The sequence below is a fragment of the Nonomuraea sp. MTCD27 genome, assembly GCF_041950495.1.
Taxonomy (GTDB): Bacteria; Actinomycetota; Actinomycetes; order Streptosporangiales; family Streptosporangiaceae; genus Nonomuraea.
Genome location: NZ_JBGNUW010000008.1, coordinates 245,233 through 260,202 on the forward strand (window position 1 = coordinate 245,233; position 14,970 = coordinate 260,202).

At 70.6% G+C, this 14,970-nt stretch carries 6 protein-coding genes; all 6 read left to right on the forward strand.

What is annotated here, in order from left to right; translation table 11 throughout:
• The first annotated feature begins 157 nt into the window (after positions 1 to 157).
• On the forward strand, positions 158 to 8,902 hold the full coding sequence (locus ACBJ59_RS24935; RefSeq protein WP_375112651.1) for a DNRLRE domain-containing protein: 8,745 nt from the start codon (positions 158 to 160) through the stop codon (positions 8,900 to 8,902).
• Positions 8,903 to 9,006: 104 nt separating this feature from the next.
• The gene (locus tag ACBJ59_RS24940) at positions 9,007 to 9,732 is read left to right on the forward strand and encodes a hypothetical protein (RefSeq protein ID WP_375112652.1); all 726 of its coding nucleotides are present in this window, start codon (positions 9,007 to 9,009) and stop codon (positions 9,730 to 9,732) included.
• A gap of 112 nt (positions 9,733 to 9,844) precedes the next feature.
• Positions 9,845 to 10,801: an alpha/beta hydrolase gene (locus ACBJ59_RS24945; protein ID WP_375112653.1), complete on the forward strand. Its 957-nt coding sequence runs from the start codon at positions 9,845 to 9,847 to the stop codon at positions 10,799 to 10,801.
• Positions 10,798 to 12,618: an ABC transporter ATP-binding protein gene (locus ACBJ59_RS24950; protein WP_375112654.1), complete on the forward strand. Its 1,821-nt coding sequence runs from the start codon at positions 10,798 to 10,800 to the stop codon at positions 12,616 to 12,618. Before ACBJ59_RS24945 ends, ACBJ59_RS24950 begins: the two co-directional genes overlap by 4 nt.
• A complete protein-coding gene (locus ACBJ59_RS24955) occupies positions 12,615 to 14,354 on the forward strand; it encodes an ABC transporter ATP-binding protein (protein WP_375112655.1) in 1,740 nt (579 codons plus the stop codon). Before ACBJ59_RS24950 ends, ACBJ59_RS24955 begins: the two co-directional genes overlap by 4 nt.
• Positions 14,355 to 14,546: 192 nt before the next feature.
• Entirely contained in the window at positions 14,547 to 14,960 is a 414-nt protein-coding gene (locus tag ACBJ59_RS24960; protein WP_375112656.1) for a molybdopterin-binding protein, read from the forward strand.
• Positions 14,961 to 14,970 lie beyond the last annotated feature (10 nt).

Genomic DNA, 14,970 nt, shown 5'->3' on the forward strand with positions numbered 1-14,970 from the left:
CCTCGTCCGGGATAAATAACTCCCGTACGGCGAAAAAGACCGATCTGCAGTTTCCTTCCGTGTCCACCGACTTAGTGCTGTGGCCTTTTTCGGCATGCCACGGCCTGATTCAACCATGCCCTTTTTCGGCTCCCGCTCCGACTCTGGAGGCCGGCCCATGGCTGCACACAGGACAACGCGTGAACTTCGTCGATTATTGGCCGGGCTCCTGGTGCTCGCTGTCGCCCTGGGCGGCATGCAGCTCCCCGCCGGAGCGGCCACACCCGGCCCGCCCCCCGTGGGCGACGCGCGAGGCGGGTGGAAACCGGACAGCGAGCGCGGCTGGCTGGAGGACCTCTCCGACTGGCTGACCGGCGCCGAGGAGACGCCCGAGCCGCGTGATCTCGGCGTGAACGGGGTGCCCCGGCGCGATCAGGAGTCGGCCGGGCAGAAGCTCCCGCCGGTCAAGCGGGTCAAGGAACTGGCCGGCGGCCGCAGCGCCCACGAGCGGGCGTTCCTGCTGGAGGACGGCCGGCAGCAGGTGGAAGTATCAGCAAGGCCGCTGAATTATCGCGACAAATCCGGCAAGTGGCAGCCGATCTCCACCGAGCTCTCGCCCACGGACCGGGCGGGCTTCGCGTACGGCAACCAGAGCAACGTCTTCAGCAGCTTCTTCGGCACCGACCCCGGCTCCGTCCTCCGCGTGGAGCTGGACGACGTGTCCGTGACGCTCGGGGCCGACGGGGTGAAGCGCGGGAAGCCGCAGGTGAAGGGCAACACGGCCACCTACGCGTACGACGAGGGCGGGGCCCGGCTGTCGTACGAGGTGACCCCGGAAGGCGCCAAGGAGCAGATCGTCCTCGACGCCGCGCCGGAGCAGGCCCCCACCTACACCTTCAGCATGAAGGTGGACGGGCTGCGCGCCTGGCAGCGGCCGGACGGGTCGATCGCGTTCTACCGCGGCGACTTCGACGGCGCGCCGGTCATGGAGATCCCCAAGCCGTACATGACCGACGCCCGCGACGACGCGTCCTCGCCGTACGGCAAGGCGTACAGCGACAAGGTGACGCAGAGCATGGCGTGGGACGGGGCGGCTGGGCTGCTGCGGCTCACGGTGACCGCGGACCAGGCGTGGCTGGCCGATCCGGCCCGGCAGTACCCGGTGGTCATCGACCCGACGATCAGGATCGCGCCGACGCCCAGCGTCTCGCAGGACACGATGATCGTCTCCGACTCCCCGGACACGAACTTCGACGGGAGCTGGCGCCTGTCGACCGGCACGTCGTCGGTCGGCGTGTCCCGCTCGCTGCTGAAGTTCCCGCTGACCGGGGTGCCGTCCGGCACCAGGATCGACTCGGCGCAGCTCCAGGTCTACTACGACCAGGACATTCAGACCAGCACCGGGGCGAGCAACAACGTCACCCTTCAGGCGCACCGCGCGACCGCCGCCTGGGACGAGACGACCGCCACCTGGAACACGGCCAAGAGCCTCACCGGCGAGCTCGGCCACAACAGCGAGGTCGTCGACGACGGCGACACCGGCCGGACCGCGGCGACCGGCGCGTGGCCCGCCTCCACCAGCGCCCTGGCGGCCAAGGCCGTCAACGGTGACTACCTGTACAACAAGGACGCCGTCGCGGGCGACCGCTACACCTGGACCCCGCGCCTGACCGAGGACGGCGACTACCGGGTCGACGTCCACTACGTGGAGGCGTCCGACCGGGCCACGGCCGCGCCCTACACCGTCACCTACAACGGCGGCACCAAGGCATACGCGGTCAACCAGTACGCGGCCTCCACCACGAACGGGGTGTGGAAGACCCTGGGCACCCATCCGTTCGCCGCCGGCACCACCGGCAAGGTCGTCCTGGGCGACGGCCCCGCCTCGGCCTCCACCGGGGTGATCGCCGACGCCGTGCGGCTGACCAAGGACGCCACCCAGGTGAAGCCGGCCGGGGCCAACGGCAGCCAGTGGCACTCCTTCGCGGTGCGCAACATCGTCCAGTCGTGGCTCGACGGCGCCGCCCCGAACCACGGCTTCGTGCTGAAGGCGGCCGACGAGACCCTCGACAAGGGCGGGGTGCGCTACGAGGGCAGCCTGTACTCCTACGGCGGGGAGACCGCGACCTACCCGCGCCTGGTGCTGACCTACGGCCGCCAGGGCGTGGCCGTCAATCCTCCCGCCACGATCCACGCCGCCGGCGCGGAGCTGTCGTGGCCCGCCTACCGCGACCCGTCGGACGGCTCGTCGGACGACCTCGTGGAGTATCAGGTCCACCGGAGCGTCTACCAGACCTTCACCCCGTCCGCGGCCACGCTGGTCTCCCCCGTGGCGCCGGCCACCACGTCGTTCACCGACTCGACGGCCGAGCCCACCCCGGCCACCTCCACCGATCCGTTCGGCCAGGTCTATTACTACATGGTCGCGGTGAAGACCAAGGACGGGCAGATCGTCCCCGGCCCGACGGAGATCGCCGCGCTGCCGAAGGCCGGCCGCACCGTCAGGATCTTCCAGGGCGGCACCGCGGACACGACCCTGTCCAGCGGGCAGCCCGACGTCAACCAGGACGCGCTGGCGGGCGCGCCGTGGCTGTCGGTCGGCAACAACTCCGGCACGTACGGCACGACGAGGGCCGTGCTCAAGTTCCCCGGGGTCTCCGCGATCCCGCCGACCGCCCGGGTGCTCGACGCGTCGGTGGACCTGTGGGAAGTGACCATGATCGGGTCGGGCACGGCCACGTACGAGCTGCGTGGCGTGAACACCGGATTCGAGGAGAAGACGGCCACCTGGAACAGGGCCACGGCCGCCACGGCGTGGACCACGGCGGGCGGCGACCACGCGGCCACGGTCACCGGCAGCTACGCCGGGATCACCAACGACCCCTACCGGCGCAGCTTCACCGCCACGGCGCTCACGCAGAGCTGGGTCGCCGCCCCCTCCGCCAACCACGGCGTGATGATCAAGCTGGCGAACGAGGCGACCCCCGCCGAGCGGACCCTGTTCCTGTCCGACGAGGCGGCCGAGCCGCAGCTGCGGCCCCAGTTGCGCGTCACGTATCTGGAGAAGACCACCGAGAGCACCTATCACGCGCCCGGCACGGCGGCCCGGATGGTCGAGGGAGGTCAGAGCACCACCCCGGTGACGCTCACCAACACCACCGCGGCCACGTGGAAGGCGTCGGACTACGTGCTGTCCTACCGCTGGGCGCGGCCCGACGGCACCGACGTGACCACCGCCGACAACCAGGTCAAGACCGCGCTGCCCAAGGACCTGGCCCCGGGTGACACCGTCACCGTCCAGGCGCAGGTCAAGGCGCCGGTGACGGCCGACGAGAGCAACAAGCGCACGAGCTACGTGCTGCAGTCGGACCTGTACAACAGGGCGACCGACGCCTGGCTGTCGGCCAGCGACGCGATCCCGGCGCTGACCCAGGCGGTGGCGGTGGACAAGCCCACCTCCAACCAGCTGGGGCTGGAGCCGTTCTACGAGTACGCGGGCCGCGACACCGGCGCCGGCGGCGTGCTGCGCAACAACCTGTACTCGGGGAACGCCGTCTGGACCTACAACCCCTGGCTGCACCCGTCGCGCGGGGACTTCTCCACCGTCGTCAACCTCGCCTACAACTCCAAGGACACCTCCAACAGCTCGATGGGGTTCGGCTGGTCGCTGCAGGCCGCCACGCCGATCCGGCTCGGCACGCCGCTGGACTTCCACCCCAACCCGAACCCGACCACGGTGACCATGACCGACGGGGACGGCACCGGCCACACCTTCACGTGGGACGACGCCGCGGGCGAGTGGACCAGTCCGAAGGGCGTGCACCTCTACCTGCAGCGCCTGGTGACGTGCGGCCCGCAGACCGAGGAGTCCCGGGCCTGGGTGATGACCCAGCCCGACCGTACGCAGTACTACTTCGACTGCGACGGCTACCTGTCGGCGGCGCAGGACCGCAACGGCATGATCAACACCGCGTCGTTCACGTACGCCTCGCGCAAGTCGAACAACAAGCCGGTGAAGTTCCTGCAGTACGTCACCGACCCGGCGCGCCGGCAGACGCTGACCATCGACTACTACCAGAAGGGCGAGAACTACACCTGGATCAACGACGAGGGCGAGGAGGTCTACTGGGCCAACCTCGTCAACCCGAACATCATCGACCGCGTCAAGTCCATCAGCGACATCGAAGGCCGCAAGATCACCTTCATGTACACGAGCTGGGGCCTGATGGCCAAGATGGTCGACGGGGACGGCCACGACAGCGCCAAGACGTTCCGCTTCGACTACGACATGACGCAGGGCAACCGGAACGCCAAGCTGGTCAAGGTCACCGACCCGCGCGGCAACGGCACCGGCGTGGCCTACTACTACCCGCAGACCGGCGACGACCCGAAGTTCCACTGGTCGGCCAAGACCATCACCGACCGGCTGGGCGGGACCACCGGGTTCGGCTACGTGGACCCCGACGGGGCCACGGGCGAGACGCTCGACACCACGGTCACCGACGCCGAGAACCACGCCACCGCCTACCACCTGGATGAGTACGGCCGGCCCACCCGCATCACCAACGCCAAGACCCAGGTCACCAACCTCGGCTGGGACGCCGACCACAACGTGGTCCGCGAGGAGGAGAACAACGGCGCCGTCACCACCTCGGGCTACGACCCGCTCACCGGGCACCGGCTCTGGGTCCGCGACGCCGAGGCGAACCACAACGGCACCCCGGCCACCACGTACACGTACCAGAAGGGCTTCAACGGGCGCATCGCGGACCTGATCGCCGAGACCAGCCCGGAAGGCCGCCGCGTCACCTTCGCCTACGACGCGTGGGGCAACCTGACCTCGGTCACCGACCCCGTCGGCAACACCACGGAGACCGCGGGCGACTACACCACCAGGTACGCCTACGACATCTACGGGCAGGTGACCCAGGCGACCGACGCGAACGGCAACCCCACCACCTTCGGGGACTACGACGCGACCGGCCAGCCGCAGGTGATCACCGACGCGAACGGCGACTCCACCCACCTCGGCTACGACTGGCGGGGACTGCCGCTGACGGTGACCAACCCGCTGGGGACGGCGAGCTGGCGATCGTACGACCTGTTCGGCCGCCTCCTGACCAGCACGGTGCAGAAGGACCACACGGCCGGCGAGAACATCGTCACGCCCGCCCCCGTCTACGACCCCAACGACAACATCACCAAGGCCACCGCGCCCAACGGCGCCGTCACCACCACCGCCTACGACGCGAACGACCAGGTCACCTCCACGCTCGAACCCAGGGACGAGCAGAGCGACGCGCCGGAGCGCAAGACCTCCTTCACCTACGACAAGGTCGGCAACCGGCTGACGATCACCGAGCCCAACGGCAACGTCAGCACCGCGGCGGGCGACTACACCACCACCAAGTCCTACGACGAGATCTACCAGCTCACCGGCGTGACCGACGCCAAGGGCTTCAACACCAGGTACATCTACGACGGGGTCGGCAACCTGACCTGGGTCATCGACCCGCGCAAGAACGCCACCCCGGACCCGCTCGACCACACGGCGAAGTTCGGCTACGACCGCAACCACCGGGTGACCGCGGTGACCGACGCCGGCGGGTACACCACCGCCGCGGGCTACGACCGCGACGGGTTGCAGACCACCTCCACCGACCAGAACGGCACCGTCTCCACCACGGTGTACGACGCCCGCGGCAAGGTGGTCGAGACCCGGGTGCCGCACGAGGTGGTGGACGGGAACGCCAAGGAGACGATCCGCCGGTTCGAGTACGACCAGGTCGGCAACCAGACCAAGGCGATCAACCCGCGGGGCGTGGCGACCACCGACGACCCGGGCGACTTCCTGACCGAGGTCCGCTACGACAAGCTGAACCGCGCGGTCGAGCAGATCTACCCGTTCGACAAGGACGACAACCAGGGCGCGCCGGACTACCCGTACCGCACGCCGCAGAGCGTCCAGTACACCTATGACGCGGCCTCGCGCCTGACGTCGGTGGCGTTACCGCCGCCCGACCCCGATCACACCCCCAACCCCGACCACCGGGGGCGGATCGTCAGCAACACCGAGTACTACGACAACGGCTGGATCAAGAAGTCGACCGATCCGTTCGGCATCGCGGTCAGCTACGACTACAACGACCTGGGCCAGCAGACCGAGCGGAAGGTCACCGCGGCCGACGGGAGCCTGCAGCGGGCCCTGGAGTGGGGCTACCACCCCGACGGCAAGCTCAAGCGCCACGCCGACCAGGGCGGATCGTCCGGACCGCCGTACCCGCAGACGGTCTCGTTCGACTACCTCTACGACCCGAACGGCAACCTCAAGAAGGTCACCGACAGCTCGCCGAACGCCACGATCGACCAGTGGGACCTCGAGTACGACGACCTCAACCAGGTGCAGAAGATCACCGAAAGCCTGGACGGCGCGCTCAAGAACACCACCTCCTACGGCTACAACGAGATCGGCAGCCTGATCCGCCGCGCTCATGACAAGACGATCGCCGACTACACCTACGACGCCCGCGACTTGCTCGACACGATGCGCAACGCCGGCAGCGCGACCGACCCCAGCCCCAGGCTGACCCGGTACACCTACACCCCGCGCGGCGAGCGGGCGACCGAGACCAAGTCCAACGGCAACGTCGCGACCTACGAGTACTTCCTTGACGGGCTGCCGCGGCACTCGGTGGAGAAGAAGCCCGACGGGGCCGTGCAGGCCGAGCACACCCTGACCTACCAGGCCGACCTGCGCGTCGCCAAGGACCACACCAAGGTGCGGTGCGTCGAGTTCCGGTGCCTGTACCCGGACGTGGAGAAGGACTACACCTACGACCCGCGCAACCGGGTCACCAAGGTGGAGTACCTCTCCCAGGCGCGCAGCGAGGAGTACCAGTACGACGCCAACTCCAACGTGGTCATCCAGAACGTCGCCGGGACCTCGACCAACTTCCAGTACGACTGGAACCGCCTGGTCAGGAGCGGTGACCTGGGCAGCTACTCGGAGTTCACGTACGACCCCTCGGGCCGGCTCTCCGCGGTGACCTCCGGCGAGGAGCAGACGCCGACGGCGTTCTACTTCTACAACGCCTTCGACCAGACCACCCGCACCGAGCAGGTCGGCGTCGACGGCGTGAACCGGGCCACGGAGTACACCTACGACCCGCTGGGCCGTACCTCCTCCACGACCGACCACGACGGCAGGAAGACCACCTACTCCTACCTGGGCCTGTCCGGCGAGGTGCTGGACGAGGAGGTGGCCGGCTCGATCACCCGCTCGTTCGAGTACTCGGCGTGGGACGAGCGGCTTTCCATGGCGAGGTTCGGCGCGGGCGGGAGCGCCGAGCGCAGCGTCTACGGCTACGACCCGCAGGGCAACGTGGAGATCCTCACCACCGACACCGGCGACACCCGGGCCACGTACGGCTACAGCGTCTTCGGTTCCCTGGTGCCGGGATCGGTCAGCGGGGTGGACACCCCCGACTCGGCCAACCCGTACAAGGAGCCCTACAACCCCTACTGGTTCGGCGCCCGGCGCTTCGACCAGCTGTCGTCCAGCTATCAGATGGGATCGCGGAACTACCTGCCCACCAGCCACCAGTTCCTGACCCCCGACTCGCGGCAGGAGGCCGGAGCCGATCTCGGCCTGACCCTGAACCCGGCCACGAGCAACCGCTACGGCTTCGCCGCGGGCCTGTCCGTCGCCAACCTGCGCTACTCCCCGCCGATGGACTGGAAGCGGGAGCTCTCCTCCATCGGCGCCGGGCTGCTGGTCGGGCTGGGCGTGGGCGCGCTGGCGGCGCTGTGTCCCGAGACCGGTGGCATCACCTGCGGGCTGGCGGTCGCCGTGGCCGCCGGGGCGGCGGCCTCCGCGACCACCTACGGCGTGAACGTCGCCATGGACCCCAACCGGAGCTTCGACGCCGGTGAGTTCGCCCTGGAGACGCTCGCCGGCGCCACGGTGGGCGCGGCCACCTTCGGGCTCGGCCGGGTCCTGGGCCGGGGCATGCGGAACGTCGGGTGTGGAGCGCCCAACAGCTTCGTACCCGGCACCGAGGTCCAGATGGCCGACGGGAGCACCGAGGACATCGAGCGGATCGAGGTCGGGGACGAGGTGCTGGCCACCGACCCGGAGACCGGCGAGACCGCGGCCAAGCCCGTCACCGCCCTGATCACGGGTGAGGGCGACAAGGAACTGGTCGACATCACCGTCGACACCGACGGCGGGAAGGGAGAGGAGACCGGCGAGGTCACCGCGACCGGCGAGCACCCGTTCTGGGTCCGCGACCTGGGCACGTGGGTCTACGCCAAGGACCTCGAGCCCGGCATGTGGCTGCGCACCTCCGCGGGCACGTACGTGCGGATCGAGGCGGTCGGGAAGCGGACGGCCCGCCAGCGGGTCCACAACCTGACCGTCGCCGACCTGCACACGTACTACGTGCTGACGGGCAGCACGCCGGTGCTGGTGCACAACACCAATCCGAAGTGCGGGATCACCATCAGAACGGAGCTGGCGGAGAACCTGCCCGCCGGGATCCGGGCCCGCTACGCGGAATCGGTCGCCGCCGTCGAAACGGCCGCGCTCCGGCTCGCGCAACGGCCTCAGGACATTCTCCGGGGCTTCCAGCGGAACGAACTGAGGGAATATCGCAAGCTGATCCGCGCGGGCGACTTCCGTGGCGCGCGCCGGTTCTTCGGGTCGGCATTCCATCGGGCGCTCTACCGGGAACTGAACGCGATAGACCCGGGGCGGTGGGTTTACAAACCCAGCTGGGGTGTCGACTTCTACGACCGGCGCCTGATGAACTGGGTCGAATTCACCACCGTCAAGGATTACGCGAACCATCTCGGGCGGGCGACCACCGGAGGGTACAGCCGGGTTCCGTACGTGCTGTACAGCATCGGCCGGCTGCCGTCCTGACCATCGATTGACACCGAGCCGCCCCCGGCCTCGTCCGGGGGCGGCTCGCCCTCGTCCCCGGTAAAATGTGCGACTCCTGATCGAGGCGACGGAGAGGTCGGCTGGTGAAAGCGAGCGACGAGCTACGGCTGAATGGCGCCCGATTGACGGGCGCGGACTATTCCGGGCGGCGTTTCGGGTATTTTCTCGTCGCGAACGGCAGCCGGCTCACCCGGTGCGATTTCCGCGGCGTCCGTGCCACGGACGGCTGTCTGGGCGGCGGCCTGCAGCCGAGCGTCTACACCGAATGCGTCTTCGACGGCAGCACCCTGCAAGGCGACGGCCTCGATCCCGGCCGGGCCACCTTCGTCTCCTGCTCCTTCCTGGACGTGACCCTGTCCGGCCTCACCTTCATCGACGCCGAATTCGTGGACTGCGTCTTCTCCGGCAGCCTGGAATCGGTCACCTTCTCCGCGGACCCCTGGGCGAGGGACGCCGAGCTGGGGCGGACGACGAACAGGTACGAAGGCAACGACTTCTCCGCCGCGCGCATGACGGACGTGGACTTCCGCGGCGGGATCGACCTGGACCGGCAACGGCTCCCCGAGGGCGCCGGCCACCTCGTCCTGCGGGACGCGGCGGGCGTTCTGGACCTGGCGCTGCGGGACATCGAGCGCTGGGCCGACGCCAAGGACCGCGACGAGGCCCTGGCCACGATCGACACGCTGGAGTTCGACGTCCAGGGGGGTCAGCGCGACCTGTTCACGGACAAGGCGTTCCTCACCAAGGGGTTGTCCCCCGAGGCGGCCGAAAGGCTGCTGGCCATCTTCCTGGAGCACTCCGCGCGCTGACCGCCCCGCCGATCGGTGCGCCGGTCGTTGCGCCGGTCGTCGCGCCATCCGGGCAGGATGCCCGACGGATGGCGGATGATGCCGGGGGGTGCCGGCCGGGAGGATGACCGGCATGGATCCTGAACTCGAAGCATTCGTCCCGTTGTTCCCTCCGGCTGACCTGAGCGACCCGTTCACGGCGCGCAAGTCCTTCGCCGAGCTGGCCGCCAGGATGCCGGCGCCGGACACCTCGGGCATGGAGATCGAGGACCGCACGGTGGCCGCCGATCCGGACGTGCCGGTGCGGATCTATCGCCCGCACCTGGCCCACGGCGCCATCGTCTGGTTGCACGGCGGCGGGTTCGTCATGGGTGACGTGGACACCGAGCATCCGTGGGCCGCCCGGCTCGCGGACGGCTCCGGGGCGGTGGTGATCTCGGTGGGCTACCGGCTGGCGCCCGAGCACCGGTTCCCGGCCGCCCTCGACGACGCCTACGCCGTACTGGAGTGGACGGCCGAGCACGCCGCCGAGCTCGGCGTCGATCCGGAGCGGATCGCGGTCGGCGGGCACAGCGCCGGCGGGGGGCTCGCGGCCGCGGTCGCGCTGCGGGCGCGCGAGGAGCAGGGGCCGCCGATCCGCTTCCAGCTGCTCAACCAGCCCGGGCTCGACGACCGGCTGGAGACCTGGTCGGCGCGGAACTTCACCGACACGCCCTGGCTGAATCGCGGCAAGCTCGCCGCGGCGTGGCGGCACTACCTGGGTGACACGCCCGCCACACAGCCCAATGCACCGGCCAATTCACCGGCCACTTCACCGGCCACTTCATCGGCCACCTCGCCGTACGCCGCCCCGGCGCGCGCCACCGACCTGTCCGGCCTGCCCCCCGCCTACGTCGCCACCGCGGAGCTGTGCCCGAACCGCGACGAGGACATCGCCTACGCGCTGCGCCTGCTGCAGGCGGGCGTATCGGTCGAGCTGCACCAGTGGCCGGGCACCTTCCACGGGTCGCAGGCGATCATGTCCGCCGAGGTGTCGCAGCGGCAGATCGCCGAACTCGGCGACACCCTGCGCCGGGCGCTGGCCGGGTGAGCGCGGTGACCGCCACCGGCCTCACCGCCGAGGCGAGGGAGCCGGCCGCGCCGCCCGAGAGCCTGGGAGACCTGCTGCGCCCCTACGGGTGGAGCTTCGCCACCGTCGTCATCCTGCACGTGATCGGCTCCGTCGCCGGTCTGGCGCCGCTGCTGGCGGTCGTCGAGCTGGGGCGTACGCTCCTGTCGCCCGGCCCGGCCGATCCCGGCCGGGTCTGGACCGTCGTGCTCGCGGGTGCGGCCGGCCTGTTCGTCCGGCTGCTGTTCACGGTCGCGTCGTCCGGGATCGGGCACCTGCTCGACGCCCGGGTGGAGCTGTCGTTGCGCCGGCACCTGGCCGCGCGGCTGGGGCGGGTGCCGATCGGCTGGTTCTCCCGGCGGCGGACCGGCGAGCTGGCCAAGGTCGTGGGGCAGGACGTGAGTGCCGTGCACCCGCTCATCGCCCACTTCCCCGGCGAGTTCGTCTCCGCGTTCGTGGTGCCGCTGGTGTCGCTGATCTACCTGTTCACCGTCGACCGGCGGCTCACGCTGATCACGATGATCCCGGTGGTGCTGGCCGTGGCGCTGGTCCCGCTGATGATGACCCCGAGCCGCCGGCGCGAGCAGGAGGCGCTCGACGAGGGGATGGGACGGATCTCGAACGCGGCCGTGGAGTTCGTGCAGGGCATCTCGGTGGTCAAGGCGTTCGGCGGGGGCGAGCGCGCCCACCGCAGCTTCCGCACGGCCACGGATGACTTCGCCGACACCATGCTCCGGTGGGTGCGCGGCCTGTCCGGCATCGCCGCCGGGATGCAGCTGGCGCTGTCGCCGCCGTTCGTGCTGCTGGTCGTGCTGGCCGGCGGGACGGTTCTGGTCACGGACGGTTCCCTGGCCGCGGCGGACCTGCTGCCCTTCCTGCTCCTGGGGCTGGGACTGACCGCCCCGGTGGCGGCGCTCGGCCACGGCTTCGACGACCTGCAGGCCGCCCGGCGCGCGGTCGGCCGGATCCGGGACGTGCTCGGGGTGCGGTCGCTGCCGGAGCCCCGCCGCCCGGCCGCACCGCAGGGGCACCGGGTGGAGCTGCGTGGGGTGCGCTTCGGTTACGAACCCGGGCACGAGGTGCTGCGCGGGATCGACCTGGTGCTCGAGCCGGGGACGGTCACCGCGATCGTGGGGCCGTCGGGAAGCGGGAAGTCCACGCTGGTCCAGCTGTTGCCGCGGTTCTTCGACCCGGACCACGGCTCGGTCCTCCTGGGCGGCGTCGATCTGCGCGAGATCGGCGGCCAGGAGCTCTACCGGACGGTCTCCTTCGTCTTCCAGGACGTACGCCTGCTGCGCGCGCCGGTCGCGGACAACATCGCGCTGGCCGTGCCGCGGGCCGGCCGCGAGGAGGTGATGCGCGTCGCCCGGCTGGTGAACCTGCACGATCGGATTCTCGAGCTGCCGCGCGGATACGAGACGGTGATCGGCGAGGACGTCAAGCTGTCGGGCGGCGAGGCCCAGCGGATCTCGATCGCCCGCGCGCTGCTCGCCGCCACCCCCGTGCTGGTGCTGGACGAGGCGACCGCCTTCGCCGACCCGCAGACCGAGCAGGCGGTACGCGCCGCCCTGGCGACGCTCGCCGGCGACCGGACGGTGCTGGTCATCGCCCACCGCCTGGAGACGATCGCCGACGCCGACACCGTCGTGGTGCTGGAGGACGGGGCGATCGTCGAGCAGGGCGATCCCGCCGAGCTGCTGGCACAGGACGGCAGGTTCGCCGCGTTCTGGCGATCCCACCGCTCCGCGATCACCGATGACACCCGTGGTGGCCTGCCGCAAGGAGATGAGCTGCGATGATCCGAATGTTGCTGCGCGTGCTGGGGCACGAGTACGCCCCGCCGATGCGTCGCACCGTGGCCCTGATGACGGCGACCGCGGTGGCCGAGGGGCTGTCGTACGCGCTGCTGGTCCCGGTGCTGCGGGCGCTGTTCGGGGGCGGGCCCGCGGACGCCTGGCCCTGGCTGGCCGGGTTCGGGGCCGCGGTCGCGGTCTACGCGGTGCTGCGCTATCTCAGCGACCTGTCCGGTTTCCGCGTCGGGACCACGTTGCTGCGGGGCGTCTACCACCGCTTCGGCGATCATCTGGCCCGGTTGCCGCTCGGCTGGTTCACCGCCCGCCGCGTCGGGGAGGTCTCGGTCCTGGCCAGTGAGGGCGTCCTGCAGGCGATGGGGGTGGCGGCGCATCTGCTGGCACCGTTCATCTCCGCGTGCGTGACCCCGCTGACGATCGTCGTGGTGATGCTCGCCTTCAACTGGCAGATGGGGCTGGCCGCGCTGGTCGCCGTACCGGTGGTGGCGGCGATCCAGATCTGGACGGGACGCTCGACGGCCGCCACCGACGCGGAGCGCGGCGAGCGCGGCGACGAGGCCACCGGGCGGGTCATCGAGTACCTCCAGGCCCAGCCGGTGCTGCGGGCCGGCGGCCGGAGCGGTGAGCACTTCCGGCTGCTCGACGACGCGCTGTCCGGGCTCCAGCGCGCGGCCCGCCGTTCCCTGCTGTCGGCGCTGCCCGGCGCGGTGGGCCTGACGCTCACGGTGCAGGCGATGTTCACCGCGCTGCTGGCCCTGGGCGCCTACCTCGCGCTGGGCGGGAACATCGGCGCGGCGGAGGTCCTGGCGATCCTGGTGCTCGCCGCCCGCTGCGCCGACCCGCTGCTGTCGCTGTCGGACATCGGGGGCAAGGTACGCAGCGCCCGTTTCGACCTGGCCAGGCTCGACGCGGTGGTCCGCACCGAGCCGCTGCCCCAGGCGCGCGAACCGATCCAGCCGGTACGCCATGACCTGGAGTTCGAGTCCGTCACCTTCCGCCAGAACGGCCACACGGTGATCGGCGACCTGTCGTTGTCCGTGCCGGAGGGGCGGCGGCTCGCCGTGGTCGGGCCGTCGGGCGCGGGCAAGAGCACGCTGCTGCAGCTGCTCGCGCGCTTCCACGACGTGGACGCGGGCGTGGTGCGCGTGGGCGGGGTGGACGTGCGCGCGATCGACACCGAGGTGCTGATGGCGCGGATCGCCATCGTCTTCCAGGACGTCTACCTCTTCGACGGCACGATCGAGGAGAACGTACGTCTCGGCCGTCCCGGCGCCGGCGAGGCCGAGGTACGGGCGGCGGCGACCGCGGCGCGGCTGGACGAGGTGATCGAGCGGCTGCCCGGCGCATGGGCGGCGAAGGTGGGCGAGGGCGGCGCGCTGCTGTCGGGTGGTGAGCGCCAGCGGGTCTCGATCGCGCGGGCGCTGCTGAAGGACGCGCCCATCGTGCTGCTGGACGAGGTGACCTCCGCGCTGGACCCGCTGAACGAGGCGGCCGTCCACGAGGGCATCGATCGCCTGATGGCGGGCCGGACGGTGGTGATGGTGGCGCACCGGCTGCGGACCGTCCAGCGCGCCGACCACATCGTCTTCCTCGACGGGGGCCGGATCGCGGAGGAGGGCAGCCACGACGAGCTGCTGCGCCGCGGCGGCCGCTACGCCGATTTCTGGAATCTCTCCCTGGCGTCGGCAGCGGCGCGCCGGCCCGGGAGGACCGACCAGGAGTGATCACCATGACGGAGCCGCCTCGCGGCGGGCGGTCAGGCCAGGTCGACGGTTCGCACCCCCAGCGGGGCGGCGACGACCTGGCCGCGCGGCGCTCCGATCTCGCGGATGCCAGGGAAGAACCGTGGCGAGTGCCGCTGCTGCGGCCGAAGGCCGGTGTTCAGGGTGGAATGTGCGGGGGTATGGTGGGGACTTGTGAGTACGTTCCGGATCAGCGAGGCCGCGGCGCTGCTCGGGGTCAGCTCCGACACCGTCCGCCGGTGGGTGGACGCGGGCCGGCTGGAAGCCGAGCGCGACGAGCACGGCCACCGGCGGATCAACGGCGCCGACCTGGCCGCGTTCGCCCGCTCGCAGGTCGAGGAGAGCGACGACGGTGGCCGGTCCTCGGCGCGTAACCGCTTTCGCGGAATCGTGACCGAGGTGATCCGCGACGCCGTGATGGCGCAGGTGGAGATCGCCGCGGGGCCGTTCCGGGTGGTGTCGCTGATGAGCCGCCAGGCCGCCGACGAGCTGGGCCTGGAGGCGGGAGTGGTGGCGGTCGCGGTGATCAAGTCCACCAACGTCGTCGTGGAGATTCCCGGTCACGAGCGCGTGACCAGTCACGTGTGAGGAGCCCCTC

Bases quoted from the DNA above. Each gene is read 5' to 3' on its own strand.
- ACBJ59_RS24935 (WP_375112651.1), top strand. From the start codon at position 158: ATGGCTGCACACAGGACAACGCGTGAACTTCGTCGATTATTGGCCGGG.
- ACBJ59_RS24945 (WP_375112653.1), top strand. From the start codon at position 9,845: ATGGATCCTGAACTCGAAGCATTCGTCCCGTTGTTCCCTCCGGCTGAC.
- ACBJ59_RS24955 (WP_375112655.1), top strand. From the start codon at position 12,615: ATGATCCGAATGTTGCTGCGCGTGCTGGGGCACGAGTACGCCCCGCCG.